Raw genomic sequence first — 15,349 nt, forward strand, 5'->3', positions numbered from 1 at the left:
GCTATTTTAATTTTCCCATGCCGCCGTCCACGGCCAGCACTTGGCCAGTGATGAAGGTAGCTTGGTTGGAGAGGAGGAAGGCCGCCATAGCAGCTAAGTCGTCGGCACGGCCCACGCGCTGCAATGGATGGCGCTTAGCGCCGGCCTCGGCTTTTTCGGGTGTATTAAGCAAGGCAGCAGCCAATGGCGTATCGGTGAGGCTGGGCGCCAGGCAATTAACGCGCAAGCCGCTGGCGGCGTACTCGGCCGCGAGGGCGCGGGTTAGGCCCTCAACGGCCGCTTTAGCGGTGGCAATACTGGTATGAAAACTCATGCCTACGGCCGCAGCCACCGTGCTAAACAACACCACGCTCCCCCCGCCTTCAGCCTTCTTTAGGCGCTTGATGGTGGCTTGCAGCGCTTGCACCGCCCCGAGCACGTTCAACTCAAAATCGCTACGGAAATCTTCGACCGGTACGCGCTCGAACGGCCGCAGCTTGATGGAGCCGGGGCAGTACACCAAGCCGTGCAGCACCTCGGGTAGGCCGTCGAAAGCCGCACCCACGGGCTGGGTAGCGTCGTAGGGGAAGTGGGTGGTACCCAAGGCGGCCAACTCGGCCGGTAGGTGGCGCGAGGCCGTAAAAAGCGTGGCGCCACCCTGTTGGAGCCGTTGCGCCGTGGCCAGCCCAATGCCCGACGACGCCCCGACTATGAGAATATTCTTACCAGTAAAATCCATGCGAGGCTAACGGCCGGGCTGGGTGAAGGTTGCTGGCTGGTGCGCGCCAAGCTTAGTCGGCCGTTGGCACTGCGGTGGGGGGTAGGGCGGCGGGCTTGGGCTTGCGGCCTACCAACCACACGCCCACAAAGATGAGCGCCGCCTGCCAGGCTTTATCGAGGGTGAAAATATCCTTACCCGTAGCCACGGCGATGAGCACTGCCAGCACCGGCTGCAAGTAGATATACACCCCCAGCAGCGCCGGCGAGGCAAACTTCAATGCCCAGTTGTTCAAGAGGTAAGCCAAAATGGTGAGGAAGAATACCATGTAGCCAATTTCGCCCCAGATATAGAGCGGGAAGTGCGCATAATCGGCTGCCAGTGCCTGGCGCAGGCCCAGCGGCACCACCACCACGGCTCCCACCAAAAAGATGCGCGCCAGCACCGTAAAGGCATGGTAGGTGCGCATAAGCGGCGCCACCAGTACTAAGTAGAGCCCAAATACGGCCGCGTTTACGAGCAGGTAAGCATTGCCCAGTAGGGCATCGGCGGGCACTTTGCCGCTGGCCGGGCGGCTCAGGATGAGCGCCGCTGCGCCCGCGGCACCCAGCAAGATGCCCAGCAGCCGGGTAGGCGTTATTTTCTCGCTCAGCAGCACTGCCGAGGCCAGCACTACCACAATGGGCGAGATGGTTTGGAGCAGCGAGGCGTTGATGGGGGTAGTAAGGTTGAGGCCAGCGAAAAACGAAAGCTGGTTGAGCGCAATGCCTAGCAGCCCGCAGGCAATGGCACGTAGGTTGTCGGCCCGGCCCACTATTTTGTCTTGCGGTGCCACTACGCGTTTTATCAAGGCAAAAAACAACGCTGCCCCGCCGATGCGCAGCGTCACGATGCCCAGCGGCTGCATGTAGTGCGGCATAATGTCCTTGGCCAAGCTGTACGTGCCCGCATAAATGAGCGCAACAAGAAACAGGGCCGTGTGCAAGCGTAACTTAGAAACCATAGGGTAGGGCCGCCGGAGCGGAGAGTAGCGCGACTTAAGAAGGACGGAGCCAACTTTGTGATTCGTGCCCGCCAGCCGTTTGCGTTCGGCAAAATGACGGCGCGGCGCGGGAATGCGAACTACAAAGTTGGCTCCGTCCTTCTTAAGTCGCGCTACCACTCCCTTTTATGGCTTCTCTTTTCGATTCTCCTACCACTGCCCCACTGGCCGAGCGCCGCCGCCCGCGCCGCCTGGCCGACTACGCCGGCCAAACCCATCTATTGGGTGAAAACGGTGTGCTGCGCCGCTACCTGGCCGCCGGCCGCCTACCCTCCCTTATTTTGTGGGGGCCGCCGGGCGTGGGCAAAACCACCCTGGCCCTGCTGCTGGCTGAGGAGCTAAAGCGGCCTTTCGCCATGCTTTCGGCCATCAATGCGGGCGTGAAGGACGTGCGCGAAATCATCGACCGGGCCAAAAAGCAGCCGGGCACGGTGCTCTTTATTGATGAAATTCACCGCTTTAGCAAGGCGCAGCAAGATGCCCTGCTGGGCGCCGTCGAGAACGGTACGGTCACGCTCATCGGGGCTACTACCGAAAACCCGTCGTTTGAAGTGATTCCGGCCTTGCTTTCGCGCTGCCAAGTGTACACGCTGGAAGCATTGAGCGCCGATACGCTACGCGAAATAGTGCGCCGGGCGTTGGCCGAGGACGAGGTGCTGAGTAAAATCCCCACGGATGTCGTCGAAGACCATGCCCTGCTGGCCCTTAGCGGCGGCGACGCCCGCAAGCTGCTCGGCTTGCTCGAACTCGTGGTGCAAAGCACCGCGCCCGATGCCAACGGCCGCGTGCAGCTCACCGATGCGGCCGTGCAGCAAACCGCCCAGCGCCCGCTGGCTCGCTACGACAAAGGCGGCGAAATGCATTACGACGTCATTTCGGCCTTTATTAAAAGCATTCGCGGCTCCGACCCCAACGCCGCGCTCTACTACCTGGCCGTGATGCTCGAAGGCGGCGAAGACGTCAAGTTCATTGCCCGCCGGCTACTCATCCTGAGTTCCGAAGACATTGGCAACGCCAATCCCAATGCCTTGCTGCTGGCCCAAAGCTGCTTCCAGGCCTGCACCGTTATTGGCTTGCCCGAGTCGGATTTAATTCTCTCGCAGACTGTTATTTACCTGGCTACGTCGCCCAAGAGCAACGCCGCTTACACGGCCATCCGGCAGGCGCAGGCGCAAGTACGGGCGCAGGGCGTGCACCCGGTGCCCGTGCCGCTGCGCAACGCGCCCACCAAGCTGCTCAAGGAGCTAGGCTACGGCCAGGCTTACCAATATTCGCACAACGGCGAGGGCAATTTCACTTACCAAGAATTCATGCCCGAAGCCCTCAGCGGCACCCGCTACTACGACCCCGGCGATAACCCGGCGGAGGCTAAAATTCGGGAACGCCTGCGGGGCTGGTGGCAAGACAAGTACAATTATTAACCGCAGCTTTAACCGCCGCGAACAAGCTTAGCTTTGTGCAGCTGGCAATTATGGATGGTTTGCTCTTGGTTATTTAGGTGGCATGAGGCTGCCTTACTTACGGCCTCGAGTGTTTCGGGGAGGGTAGGGAAACTGTAATACTGCGCGAGGCCCTGCGATAAACCTTCGCATCGTGCCCAGCGCCTTTTCTGCGCCGTTTCGACGTGTATCTTGCCCCGCATTTCTGGCTATCCCGTTCGCGCTGGTTAAATCTGCGCAATCTGTTTAAATCCGCGATTTTATGAGACAATTTTTTAAGTTTGTGCTGGCCACCGTGGTGGGGCTGGTGTTATTTTCCGTCCTCGGCTTTGTGGTGCTGGCGGGGCTAATTGGGGTAGCCAGCAGCGGCTCCGATAAGTCGGTGGCAGCCAACTCGGTGCTAGAGCTAAAGCTCGATAAGCCCATTTCGGAGCGCAAGAAAAGCGCCGACCTGCTGGGCAATAATGGGTCTACAATTGGGCTGGTGGGGCTTAAAGAGGTCATTCGCCGGGCCAAGGGCGATGGCGACATCAAAGGCATCTTGCTCAACTTGGAGCTGGTGCAAGGCGGTATGGCTTCGCTAGAAGAAGTACGCGACGCGCTGCTCGACTTCAAAAGGAGCGGCAAGTTCATCGTGGCTTACCACGAAATTTCCTCTGAAAAAAGCTACTACCTCTCGTCAGTGGCGGATGAGATTTACCTGCATCCGCAGGGTACGCTGGAGTTCAACGGCCTCAGCTCGGAGGTCATGTTCTACAAGCGGCTGTTCGACAAGGCGGGCATCGAGCCTTACATCTTCCGGGTAGGCTCGTTCAAGAGCGCCGTCGAGCCTTTTTTCCGCGAGAACTTCTCCGACTCGGCCCGCTACCAAACGGTATCGTACCTCAACTCGCTCAACAACCACATGTTAAGCCAGGTAGCCGATAGCCGCAAGATTGCCGTGCCACGCCTGCACGTCATTTCCGATTCTATGTTGGTGCACAATGCCAAGGACGCGCTGCGGCTGCACCTGGTTACCAAACTTGGTTACTACGACCAAGTGCAGGACTATATGCGCGGCAAGCTGGGCGTAGCCAAGGATAAAAAGCCCAACCTCGTCACCCTCAGTGACTACCAGGATGCTGATAAGGCGGATGAAAAGGAAGGCAAAACGAGCGGCAACCGCATCGCCGTTATTTACGCCGAAGGCGACATCGTAACCGGCCGCGGCTCGGACGACAACATCGGCAGCGACAAGTTTGCCGAAGCCATCCGCAAGGCCCGGCTCGACGATAAGGTGAAGGCCGTGGTGCTGCGCATTAACTCGCCCGGCGGCTCGTCGCTGGCTTCGGATATCATCTACCGCGAGGTGCTGCTGACTAAGAAAGTAAAGCCCATTATCGCCAGCATGAGCGACGTGGCTGCTAGCGGCGGCTACTACATTGCCATGGCCTGCGATACCATTGTGGCGCACCCCAATAGCATTACCGGTAGCATTGGCGTGTTTGGCGTGCTGCCCAATATTCAGCCTCTATTGGCTGATAAGTTGGGGGTTACGGTAGACCGTGTTACAACGGGCAAATTCTCCGACCTGCCCACCATCACCCGCGCACTCTCGCCCTACGAAAAGCAGCAGATGCAGCTGGAAGTAAACGAGATATACGCCGACTTCACCAGCAAGGCGGCCTTGGGCCGGCACATGCCCGTCGAGCGCCTACGCCGCATTGCCTCGGGCCGCGTGTGGAGCGGCAGCGAGGGCAAGAAAATTGGGCTCGTCGATGTGCTGGGCTCGTATGAGGATGCCCTTAAGATTGCCGCCGGCCGCGCCCACCTGGCGGCCGACGACTACCAGGTGCAGCGCCTACCCCGCCAAAAGTCGGGCATCGAGAAGTTCTTCAGCCGCTTCATCAGCGACGATGACGACGACCAGGCTGCGGCCGAAGCCCGCCTGCTGCAAGCCAAACTTGGCCCGCTCTACCCCGCCGTGCGCCAGTACCAGCAGCTCATGCAGATGCGCGGCGTGCAGGCGCGCTTGCCCTATGAACTAGAAATTAAGTAGCGTATTGAAGCGTCTATTTCTTAAAAAGGGCGTCCTGTCCTCCCGCGTTTGCCTAGCGAACGCGGGAGGACAGGACGCCCTTTTTCCTTTTTACCAATTAACAGTACATGTCAAATCTACTCCTTCGGGTAGCCCTTGCCACAGGCCTAGCAGTCGGCGTTATGCAGCAAGCCACTGCCCAATCATCGTTGTACTTGCCGCGCGACATCACCCGCGCCTTCAACAAGCAAACCCGCTCGCCCGACGGCCGCCCCGGCCCTCACTATTGGCAAAATACGGCCCGCTACGACATTACGGTGCAGGCCCTACCCCCCGCCCGCGACATCAGGGGACGCGAGCAGATTACGTATTTCAACAACAGCCCCGACACGCTTAAGAGCCTCGTTATCCGGCTGATTCAAAATATCCATAAGCCTGGCGCGGCCCGCGATGGCGATGCTTCGCCCGACTACCTCACGAGCGGCGTGCAGGTCGATAGCTTCGCCGTGGCGGGCAAGGGGCAGCCTTTTAATAGCAGCCGGGCCGGTACGGTACAGGCCGTGGCGCTGCCGCGCCCGCTGCTGCCCCACGATTCGGTGCGCCTGTCGTTTGCCTGGCATTTTCCGATTTCGCTGGAAAGCGGCCGGGAAGGCATGATTGATAAGACGACGTTTTTCCTGGCGTATTTCTACCCCCGCGTGGCGGTGTACGACGACTACAACGGCTGGGACCGGCTGCCGTTTGTGGATAGCAAGGAGTTTTACAACGACTTCAACGACTACACGTTGCGGGTGAAAGTGCCGGCCAATTACATTGTGTGGGCTACCGGCACCCTCCAAAACCCCAAGCAGGTATTGCAGCCCGCCGTGGCCAAGCAGCTGGCCAAATCCATGACCAGTGATGCCATCCTGCACATTGCGACGGCCGCCGACTTGGCTAAGAAGAGTATCACCGCGCAGCAGCCCACCAATACCTGGGTGTGGAAGGCCAACGCTATTTCGGACATGACGGTGGGCCTGAGTGACCACTACGTGTGGGACGCCGCCAGCGTAGTTGTGGACCCCGCCACCAAACGCCGGGCCAGCGTGCAGGCCGCCTTTGCCGACTCGACGGCCGACTTCCACTCGTCGGTGAAGTTTAGCCAGAATGCGCTGAGCTGGTTTTCGCGCAACTGGCCGGGCGTGCCCTACCCCTTCCCCAAGATGACGGCCTTCCAGGGTTTTGCCGACATGGAATACCCGATGATGGTGAACGACAGCCCGCAAGGAGACCTCAAATTTGCGCAGCTGGTGCAGGACCACGAGATTGCCCACACGTACTTCCCGTTTTACATGGGCATTAACGAGAGCCGCTATGCGTTTATGGATGAGGGCTGGGCTACCACGTTTGAGCTGCTCATTGGGCGGGTTGAGAATGGCCCTGCCGCTGCCGATGACTTCTACCGCAAGTTTCGGGTAAACCGCTGGATACACGACCCCAACACGGCCGAAGACCTGCCGACCATCACGCCCAGCAGCGAGCTGCGCGCCGGCTACGGCAACAACTCCTATGGCAAAGCTTCCTTAAGCTACCTGGCGCTTAAGGATATGCTGGGCGACGACTTGTTCAAGAAATGCCTGCACGAGTACATGAACCGTTGGCACGGCAAGCACCCCATTCCGTGGGATTATTTCAACTCGATGAGCAGCGCCGCTGGCCAGGATTTGAGTTGGTTTTTTCAGAATTGGTTTTTCACCAACGGTTACATCGACCTGGCCTTGGCGAAGGCCGACAAAACGGCGCAGGGCACCGTCATTACCCTGAAAAATGTGGGCGGTTTTGCCGTACCCGTAGACCTGAAAGTAGCTTATGCCGACGGTAGCAGCGAAACCCTGCACCGCTCGCCCGAGCTTTGGCGCGCCAATCAGCAGCAAGCCAGCATCACCCTACCCCCCGGCAAAGCCGTGCGCGCCGTATCATTCGACCACGGCCTTTTTATGGATGCCGATACGAGCAACGACCGCCTGACAGTGCAGTAGCACCAAGCTGCAAAAGGAACGTCATGCTGAGCTAGTCGAAACAGCTCAGCATGACGTTCTTTGTTGTTGATATCTCATCACTCCCTATGCCTTTGCAAGCCATTCAAGAAGCCGCTGCCTACATCCAAGCGCAGTCCCAAAACTTTCGCCCGGCTACCGGCATTATTCTCGGCACTGGCCTCGGCGCGCTGGCCAGGGAAGTAGACGTGCAGTATGAAATCAGCTACGCGGATATTCCCCATTTCCCGGTTTCGACGGTTGAAAGCCACGCCGGCCGCCTCTTGCTCGGCCAGCTGAACGGCCAGCCCGTGGCGGTGCTGCAAGGCCGTTTCCACTACTACGAAGGCTACACCATGGCGCAGGTGGTGCTGCCCGTGCGCGTACTCAAGCTGCTGGGCATCGGGCAGTTATTTGTGAGCAACGCGGCGGGCGGGCTCAACCCCGATTTCAGTATTTCGGATTTGATGCTGCTCGACGACCACATCAATTTGCTGCCCACCAATCCCCTCATCGGCCCCAACGACAACCAACTGGGCCCGCGCTTCCCCGACATGTACGCCGCTTACGATGCGGGCCTGCTGGCCAAAGCCCGGGCGGCCGCCGAGGTCCTCGGCCAGGGCCGCACTACCCAGCGCGGCGTGTACGCGGCCGTGCCCGGCCCCATGCTCGAAACCCCGGCCGAATACCGCTACCTGCGCACCATCGGGGCCGATGCCGTGGGCATGAGCACGGTGCCCGAGGTGATTGCCGCTCGCCACCTGGGCTTGCCGGTACTGGCCGTGTCAGTCATTACCGACCTCTGCTACCCCGGCCAACTCAAGCCAGTCGTTATTGCCGATATTCTGGCGGCCGCGGCCGCGGCCGAGCCGCGCCTTACGGCGCTGATGAAGGCAGTGTTGGCAGCTGTTTAAGGCTGGTATTACTTCAGTATCAGCGTTCTTTTGTCGCTTACTAATACCGTAAATACCCCAATACCGCCCTTCACGGTGCTGTGGATGGCCGAGGGCTGCGAAAACGGGTTGCCATTGGCATTGCGCGCATCGCGGGTCGATTGCCGAAAGGAATAATACAGCGAATCGACGTGGTAGAGCGTGGCCGTAATGGTATCGTTGCGGTGAAACCGGTAGCGGGTAACCTGGGCGTAGGGGCTACCGTTGAAAAGCCGGTCGCTGATGTCGGAGTCCGTCTCAGAATTGTTGGATGGCCGGCCCTTGTGCAACATAATGCGGTAGTAGTCGGTGGTAGCGCCGGGGTCAGTCCATTTCGTCAGAAAATAGGCGCGGCTGCTGTCGGCGCTAGAATTGAACTTGTACTTGACTGAGTCGATGGGAATAAAGGTGGGCACTACGGCCGTGCCCGTGAGGTGCCGCCCGCGCGTGTCCTGCGCATCGAGCCCAAACTGCTGGCCGGCCGCCGCCGCTAAGGGGGTAGTGCCCACGTGCGTGTAGTATTTGCCGGTAATGGCGTCGAGGCCCGGCTTGAATTGCAAGGGCACTACCTGCCCGCTGGGCAGCGTCAATTTCACGCTTACATCGGCGGGCAGCTGCACCTGCTGGCCATTGGGCAGGGGCAGGACAACCGAGCCCGCCGCCACCGCCTGGCCATTGTCGAGGTACGGCACCGATTCGGTGATGGTGAGGCGCGGCACCTGGCCGTTTTGGAGGTAGCACTCGGCCACCAACTCGTTGGTGTACGTCGGCAGCGGGACGTTAATATCCTTCTGGAAGCTACCGCAGGCAGCGAGTAGCCCGAGCCCTACCCCCCCGGTTAGCTTTGATATAAAGCTGATTAAGCTATTGGCAGTCATATAAATTGCTAGTCATTATTGTACTCAGGCGCACCTGTCCTAACAGGGTTCCTCGGCCTCCTCTTCAAAAAAGGAGAAGGAGAGCCTAGCGGCAACGTGCGCCGCCCACAAAATCCGTGGTCAGAATTTGAAGTTGTAAGTCACCGACGGGATAATGGGGAACAGCGATACTTGCTTGGCCTGGTAGCCCGTGACTTTATCGGTGGCTTTGTCACGGGTTTGGTCGAAGTAGATGAAGTAGGCATTGCGCCGGTTGTAGGCGTTGTAGATGCTGAAGGTCAGGTCGCGGTCGCCGCCCATGCGCGAGGGGCGTAGCTTGTACACCATGCCCAGGTCGAGGCGGTGGTAGGAGATAAGGCGGTACGAATTGCGGTCCGGGTATATGGGCACGGCCTGAATGCCGCCTTGGTAAATATCCTGCAAAGCAAAGCGGCCTTGGGGTAGGGTAGTAGGGGCGCCACTCGTATACACAAAGCTGGCCGTGAGGCTAATGCGGGTGCTAAGCTGGTGCAGTACCACCACGGTTAGGTTGTGGCGGCGGTCGTAGTTGGGGTAAAAATCCTGGCCGTTGTTGATGCCCGTAGTGCCCAGCTGCGGCGGAAAATTGCGCTTGGTCCAGGCCAGGGTATAGCCAATCCAGCCAGTGGTTTTGCCCTGCGTTTTTTCGAGGTACAGCTCGTTGCCGTAGCTCCAGCCGCGCCCGAACAGGAACTGCGTATCCAGGTTGTTATTGGCAAAAATCTGGGCGCCGTCCTTGAAGTCAATGACGTTTTTGGCCCACTTGTAATACACCTCATCGGTGAGCAAAAACTTGCCGCCGCCCAGCAAAAAGCTAATGCCCGAGCTTACCTGCTGCGAGCGCTCGGGCTTTACCGACAGCCGCGACGGGTACCAAATATCGGTGGGCAGCGAGGCGCCCGAGTTGGACACCAAGTGCACGTACTGGTACATGAGCGCGTAGCTGCTCTTAAGCGTCACCTTGTTGCTGAGCGAGTAGCGGGCCGAGGCGCGGGGTTCGAGGCCGCCGTACGTGTCGGTGCCGCTGTGAAAACCCGAAAAGCGTAAGCCCAACTCCGTCTGGAGCTTATCGCTGACTTTGATGTTGTCGGTGGCGTAGAGGCCACCTTCTTGGCCGGTGTAATTCACGTCGGCGCCGTAGTTCACGCTATTGTCTTGCGAGCTGCGCTGCAAGCGCCCTACGCCAAAGTCGTGGGCCGTAAACATTGCCCCAAACTTGAGGGTGTGCCGGTCGTTGGGCACGTAGTCAAAATCGGTGCGCCCGGTGTAGTCGAGGATGGTCGAGCCCAGGTTGAAGCTGAACTGGTCAATGGAGTTGTTGAGGTCGTATTTGTACGACGTCACGGAGGCAGCCGTATTTACCGTTAGCTTGGGCGAAAAAACGTGCTGCCAGCGCACTACCCCCAGCGTATTGCCCCAGCTAAAATTCGATTTGAACCCGTTGGGCGAGGTGAACCCAAAAATATCGCGGCCCAGATAACCCGTAAAAAACAGTTGGTCCTTAGCGCCCAGCGTATAATTGGCCTTCGCGTTGAAATCGTAGAAATAATAGTCGGGGATGGGGCTGTAATCTTCCTTGCCTGCATTGGCGCGGTTGAGGGCGCGGGTAAAGATGTCGAAATACGTGCGCCGCCCCGACACGATAAAGGAGCCCTTGCCCTTATTGAGGGGCCCCTCAAAGCTGAGGCGCGACGAGATGAGCCCGATGCCGCCCGTAGTGGTGAATTTCTGCCGGTCGCCCTCGCGCAGCCGCACATCAACTACCGACGAAAGCCGCCCGCCAAACTGCGCCGGAAACCCCGCCTTGTATAAATCGACGCTCTGCACAGCGTCGGAGTTGAATACTGAAAACAACCCGAATAAGTGGTTGGGATTGTAAACCAGTGCATTGTCCAACAGCACCAAGTTTTGGTCGGAAGAGCCGCCGCGCACAAAAAGGCCGCTGGTGCCTTCGCCGCCGCTCTGCACGCCGGGCTTCAACTGCAAAGTTTTCAATACATCTACTTCCCCAAAAAGCGCGGGCAGCAGCTTAGCCTCGCGAATGCTCAGGTGTTCGACGCCCATTTGGGTCGTGGTCAGCTTTTCTTTCAGCGTCTGCTGGCCGTGCACCAATACTTCGTCCAGCGCATTGTCAGCAGCTGCTAATGTGAAGACGTGCTGCTGGTTGCGATGAATAGTGAGGGCCAGCGTTTGGGTAGTGTAGCCCACAAACGACACCACCACCTGCTGCGGCCCATCGGGCAGGCTGATGCTAAACTTGCCATCGGCCTCGGTGGCGGCGCCTAAGCCCAGGGCAGGCACCGCTACGGTAGCGCCGGGTAGCACAGCGCCATCGGCCCCGCGCACCAGCCCACTGAGTGTGTGCTGGCTTTGGGCCCGGCTGGCTTGTGGAAATACAAAAAATAACAGGCTGAATATAAATAGATAACGCAAACGGAAAACTCGACTCATAGCTGCAAAAGTAACGCGCCAAATGGGCAGCGCATCGCCAACGCTGCCCACTTGCGTTTAGTTTGCCGCCGGGCATTCGCTTATAAATAAGCTCCCACGGCCTGCGTGAGCTGGGCCGCAGGCACTACCCCCGCCTGCCGCCACACCGGCTGGCCCTTGTGAAAAAGAATGAGGGTAGGGATGCTTTGCACCCGAAATTGCTGGGCCACGGCCTGGTTTTTATCCACATCAATCTTAATAATGCGCAGCTTGCCCTCGTGCTGCGCGGCTACTTGCTGCAAGATGGGCGCCATCGTTTTGCAAGGGCCGCACCAATCGGCATAAAAATCGACCAGCACGGGCATGCCAGGGCTATTAATGAGTTCGGAAAAAGATTTGCGGGGCATGGCGTTTTGACTTAAGAGTTAGGGATTAGGAACTGGGTAAATGGAAACCAACTAAAAGCATGTTTCGGAATTTTAAGGGCGGCCCTGCCGAGCTTGCTGAAGCAATGCATTTGCCTCATTGAACGGCTCATACGACGCGAGCAAGCTGCTTCGGCAAGCTCAGCAGGACCGCCTTGTTAGTTTTTGAATACTTATGTCATGCTTCGACAAACTCAGCAGGAGGAGGACGTTTTTAGTAAGTCCCAAACACGTTCTAAAAAAGCCTGTGGGGTAAGTTTGCAGGCAAAAGCCAGCGGCTGGTTCGAGTAGTACCCGTATGCGCCGGCTTCGGTTTCGTTTTGCTGCTTCCCAACCCGCTTACTCGTCCGCCCGCTTGGCTGCGCCCCGTGTTTCCGGGCAGCGAGTGGCGCGGGGCGCCGGCTGGCCCCAGTGGCCGGCCCCGGCTCTACCTCACCTTCGACGACGGCCCCATTCCGGAGGAAACGCCTTGGGTGCTGGAGCAGCTAGCCGCGTACCAAGCCCAAGCCACGTTTTTTTGCGTAGGCGACAACCTGGTGCGTCACCCCGAGATAGCGCGCGCGGCCCTGGCCGCCGGCCACCGGCTGGGCAACCACACCCAGCACCACCGCAGCGCTTGGGCCACGGCACGCCCCGCTTACCTGGCCGGCGTGGCCGAGTGCCAGCAGCAACTGGCCCCGTTGTTGGCCGCCGATGCGCTGCGGCACGGTGCCTGCCTACCCCCCCTCTTTCGTCCGCCCTACGGCCGGCTTACCTGGCCCGTCTTGCGGGAGCTGCGCCCGCACTACCGCGTAGTTATGTGGTCGCTGCTCACCCGCGACTACGACCCCGACCTGGCGCCCGCGCGCGCGTTGCGCCTAGCGCTGCAAGCCACCCGCCCCGGCGATATTGTGGTGCTGCACGACTCGCGCAAGGCCAGCCGCTCGTTGCGCTACCTGCTGCCCCGGCTGCTGGCGTATTATAGCGAGTTGGGGTACGAGTTTGCTGCGTTGTAAGGGGTAGAGAATAGGTTACTGGTGGTTATTTGGTTGATTATCTATTAGGTGATTCTTAAATTGGTTAGTTTCTGCCTCGGATATTGCGCGCTTTGGTTGCTGGTGCTGGTGTATGCCACCTGGCGGCTGGCCACCAGGCGCGGGGCGGCCAGGCCGGTACCGTTGGCCATACCGCGGCCACGGGTCAGCATCTTGCTGGCCGCGCGCAACGAAGAAGCCAACCTGCCGCGCTGCTTGGCCAGCCTGCGTGCCCTCAACTACCCGGCCGCGCAGCTCGAAATCCTGGTTGGTGACGATGGCAGCACCGACCGCACCCGCGCCGTGGCCGAAGCCGCGCTAGCGGGCTTTGCGGGAAGCTTTCAAGTCATTCCCATCACCGAAAACCTGGGCCAGGCCCGCGGCAAGGCCAATGTGCTGGCCCACTTGGCCCAGCGCGCCACCGCCGAGTACCTGCTCATTACGGACGCCGATATTACCCTACCCCCCACGTGGGTCGCGGCCATGCTGGCCCACGCCGCGCCGGGCATAGGCACCGTCACGGGCCTGACGGTGGTGCAGGGACCCGGCCTGCTGGCGCGCCTGCAAAGCCTCGACTGGCTGTTGTCGCTCGGCCTCATTCAGGTGGGTAGCGAGGCGGGCCAGCCCATGACGGCGATGGGCAATAACATGCTCATCACCCGCGCGGCTTACCGGGCCACGGGCGGCTACGAGGCGCTGCCCTTCTCCGTAACCGAAGATTTTGCCTTATTCGAGGCTGTAAATGCGCAAGGGTTCGGGTTTCGGCAGCTGTTTGAGCCGGCGGTGCGGGCCGTGTCGCAGCCCATTGGCTCCTGGAGTGCGCTAGTGCGGCAGCGGTTGCGCTGGCTGCGGGGGGTAGCCGCGTTGCCCTGGCACGTGCAGGCCGGCCTGGTATTCTTTAGTGGCTACTGGCTGGTGGTGCTAGGGCTTGCCGGGGCGGGCCGTCCCAGCCTGGCCCTGGTAGCCTGGGTAATGAAAGTGCTGGGGCATTATGGGCAGGCCCGGGTTACTGCCCGGCGGGCGGGGTTGGCCGCGCCGCCCTGGTGGCTGTTGCCGTTGTTTGAGGGCTATTCGCTGGCCTTAACTACCCATTTGACGTACGCCCGCTTGTTTGGCCGCCGAGGCGTGGAGTGGAAAGGCCGGCACTATTCATAAAGCACACCCATGCATCCGGAACTAGTAAGCATTCAGCCCATTGCCGCCGCCCAAACCTACGCCCTGCGCCACGCTGTGCTGTGGCCCGACCAGCCGCTGAGCTATGTGCAATTGCCCGAAGATGCCGCCGGGCAGCACTTCGGCGCCTTCGCGGCGGGCGCGCTGGTAGCAGTAATTTCGCTATTCGTAGGCGCCGATGGGGAGGCCCGTTTCCGCAAGTTTGCCACCGAGCCTTCGTGGCAGGGGAGGGGGGTAGGGACTGCGCTGTTGCGGCACATTATCGCGGTGGCGCAGGCGCAGGGCGCGCACGCGCTGTGGTGCGACGCCCGCCAAAATGCTTTGCCCTTTTACCAACGCTTTGGCTTGCAAGCCGAGGGCGATGTGTTTTATAAAGGCGACATCCCTTATCTGCGCCTGCGCCGCGCATTGCCTTGAAGCTGTTTGGGAAATAGTTGAGAAATACACGTTGAACGTCAGTTCTTAAAAATAGAGCTGACAACTAATTGCTAATGAATATTATTGAAACCCACGCTCACCTGTACTCCGAGCAGTTCAAGCCCGACCACAGCGAGGCGCTACACCGCGCCGCGGCTGCCGGCGTCGGTACCATCTTGATGCCCAATATCGACCACGGCACCATCGACGCCATGCTGGAGTTGGAGGCGCAGTTTCCCGAAACTTGCCACGCCATGATGGGCCTGCATCCGTGCTCCGTAGGCCCCGAATTTGAAAAGGAATTATACCTGCTCGAAGATTGGCTGAGCAAGCGCCCTTTCGTGGCCGTGGGCGAGTGCGGCATCGATTTGTACTGGGATAAAACCTGCTTGCCGCAGCAGCAGGAAGCTTTGCGCGCGCAATTGCGCCTGGCCAAGCAGTACGACTTGCCCATTGTACTGCACACCCGCTCCGCCTTTGAAGAAGCCTACGAGCTAGTAGCCGAGGCCCAGGACGGCACACTGCGCGGGGTGTTTCACTGCTTTTCCGACGGTTTGGCCGAAGCGGAGCGCATCATCGGCCTAGGTTTCAAAATGGGCATTGGCGGCGTGGCAACTTTCAAAAACGGTGGCCTCGATAAAGTGCTGCCGCACATTGCGCTAGAACACTTGGTACTCGAAACCGATTGCCCCTACCTGGCGCCCGTGCCCTACCGCGGCAAGCGCAACGAGCCCGCCTACCTGCCGCTGGTGCTGCACCGCGTGGCGGCGCTGCTGGGCCTGGCACCCGAAGCCGTAGCCGAAGCCACCACCCGCACCGCGCAGGAGCTATTCCGCCTGGCCTAACGGGTTGT

The 15,349-nt window shown here is 59.8% G+C and carries 13 protein-coding genes; 8 read left to right on the forward strand and 5 right to left on the reverse strand.

Annotation, left to right across the window (positions count from 1 at the left end):
* Nucleotide 1 precedes the first annotated feature (1 nt).
* Nucleotides 2-718: an SDR family NAD(P)-dependent oxidoreductase gene (locus GO988_RS03015; RefSeq protein WP_157562040.1), complete on the reverse strand. Its 717-nt coding sequence runs from the start codon at nucleotides 716-718 to the stop codon at nucleotides 2-4.
* Nucleotides 719-770: 52 nt separating this feature from the next.
* Complete coding sequence (locus GO988_RS03020; RefSeq protein ID WP_157562041.1) at nucleotides 771-1,700, reverse strand: DMT family transporter; 930 nt, start codon at nucleotides 1,698-1,700, stop codon at nucleotides 771-773.
* Between the two features lie 167 nt (nucleotides 1,701-1,867).
* Between GO988_RS03020 and GO988_RS03025 the strand changes: the two genes are divergently transcribed.
* From GO988_RS03025 to GO988_RS03040, 4 genes are all read left to right on the forward strand, one after another.
* The gene (locus GO988_RS03025; RefSeq protein ID WP_157562042.1) at nucleotides 1,868-3,160 is read left to right on the forward strand and encodes a replication-associated recombination protein A; all 1,293 of its coding nucleotides are present in this window, start codon (nucleotides 1,868-1,870) and stop codon (nucleotides 3,158-3,160) included.
* A 280-nt stretch (nucleotides 3,161-3,440) separates the two neighbouring features.
* Complete coding sequence (gene sppA / locus GO988_RS03030) at nucleotides 3,441-5,216, forward strand: signal peptide peptidase SppA (RefSeq protein ID WP_157562043.1); 1,776 nt, start codon at nucleotides 3,441-3,443, stop codon at nucleotides 5,214-5,216.
* A gap of 161 nt (nucleotides 5,217-5,377) precedes the next feature.
* Nucleotides 5,378-7,213: a M1 family metallopeptidase gene (locus tag GO988_RS03035; RefSeq protein ID WP_157562772.1), complete on the forward strand. Its 1,836-nt coding sequence runs from the start codon at nucleotides 5,378-5,380 to the stop codon at nucleotides 7,211-7,213.
* Nucleotides 7,214-7,299: 86 nt separating this feature from the next.
* On the forward strand, nucleotides 7,300-8,124 hold the full coding sequence (locus tag GO988_RS03040) for a purine-nucleoside phosphorylase (RefSeq protein WP_157562044.1): 825 nt from the start codon (nucleotides 7,300-7,302) through the stop codon (nucleotides 8,122-8,124).
* 8 nt (nucleotides 8,125-8,132) lie between these two features.
* On the opposite strand, the gene GO988_RS03045 is transcribed toward GO988_RS03040, so the two are convergent.
* The 3 genes from GO988_RS03045 to trxA all read right to left on the reverse strand — a co-directional run bounded on the left by GO988_RS03045 (nucleotide 8,133) and on the right by trxA (nucleotide 11,875).
* A complete protein-coding gene (locus GO988_RS03045; RefSeq protein ID WP_157562045.1) occupies nucleotides 8,133-9,020 on the reverse strand; it encodes a DUF4249 domain-containing protein in 888 nt (295 codons plus the stop codon).
* A 120-nt stretch (nucleotides 9,021-9,140) separates the two neighbouring features.
* Nucleotides 9,141-11,489 carry a TonB-dependent receptor gene (locus tag GO988_RS03050; RefSeq protein ID WP_157562046.1) on the reverse strand — a complete coding sequence of 783 codons (2,349 nt, stop codon included), beginning with the start codon at nucleotides 11,487-11,489 and terminating at the stop codon, nucleotides 9,141-9,143.
* A gap of 80 nt (nucleotides 11,490-11,569) precedes the next feature.
* The gene (gene trxA, locus GO988_RS03055) at nucleotides 11,570-11,875 is read right to left on the reverse strand and encodes a thioredoxin (RefSeq protein WP_157562047.1); all 306 of its coding nucleotides are present in this window, start codon (nucleotides 11,873-11,875) and stop codon (nucleotides 11,570-11,572) included.
* Nucleotides 11,876-12,213: 338 nt separating this feature from the next.
* Between trxA and GO988_RS03060 the strand changes: the two genes are divergently transcribed.
* The 4 genes from GO988_RS03060 (at nucleotide 12,214) to GO988_RS03075 (ending at nucleotide 15,341) form a co-directional block, all read left to right on the forward strand.
* Nucleotides 12,214-12,888, forward strand: a complete 675-nt coding sequence (locus tag GO988_RS03060) for a polysaccharide deacetylase family protein (RefSeq protein ID WP_232341347.1) — start codon at nucleotides 12,214-12,216, stop codon at nucleotides 12,886-12,888.
* Nucleotides 12,889-12,936: 48 nt separating this feature from the next.
* The gene (locus GO988_RS03065) at nucleotides 12,937-14,061 is read left to right on the forward strand and encodes a glycosyltransferase (protein WP_157562048.1); all 1,125 of its coding nucleotides are present in this window, start codon (nucleotides 12,937-12,939) and stop codon (nucleotides 14,059-14,061) included.
* Between the two features lie 9 nt (nucleotides 14,062-14,070).
* Nucleotides 14,071-14,496 carry a GNAT family N-acetyltransferase gene (locus GO988_RS03070; RefSeq protein ID WP_157562049.1) on the forward strand — a complete coding sequence of 142 codons (426 nt, stop codon included), beginning with the start codon at nucleotides 14,071-14,073 and terminating at the stop codon, nucleotides 14,494-14,496.
* A 74-nt stretch (nucleotides 14,497-14,570) separates the two neighbouring features.
* Nucleotides 14,571-15,341, forward strand: a complete 771-nt coding sequence (locus tag GO988_RS03075; RefSeq protein ID WP_157562050.1) for a TatD family hydrolase — start codon at nucleotides 14,571-14,573, stop codon at nucleotides 15,339-15,341.
* The last annotated feature ends 8 nt before the right edge of the window (nucleotides 15,342-15,349 follow it).

This window comes from Hymenobacter ginkgonis, assembly GCF_009755225.1.
Taxonomy (GTDB): Bacteria; Bacteroidota; Bacteroidia; order Cytophagales; family Hymenobacteraceae; genus Hymenobacter; species Hymenobacter ginkgonis.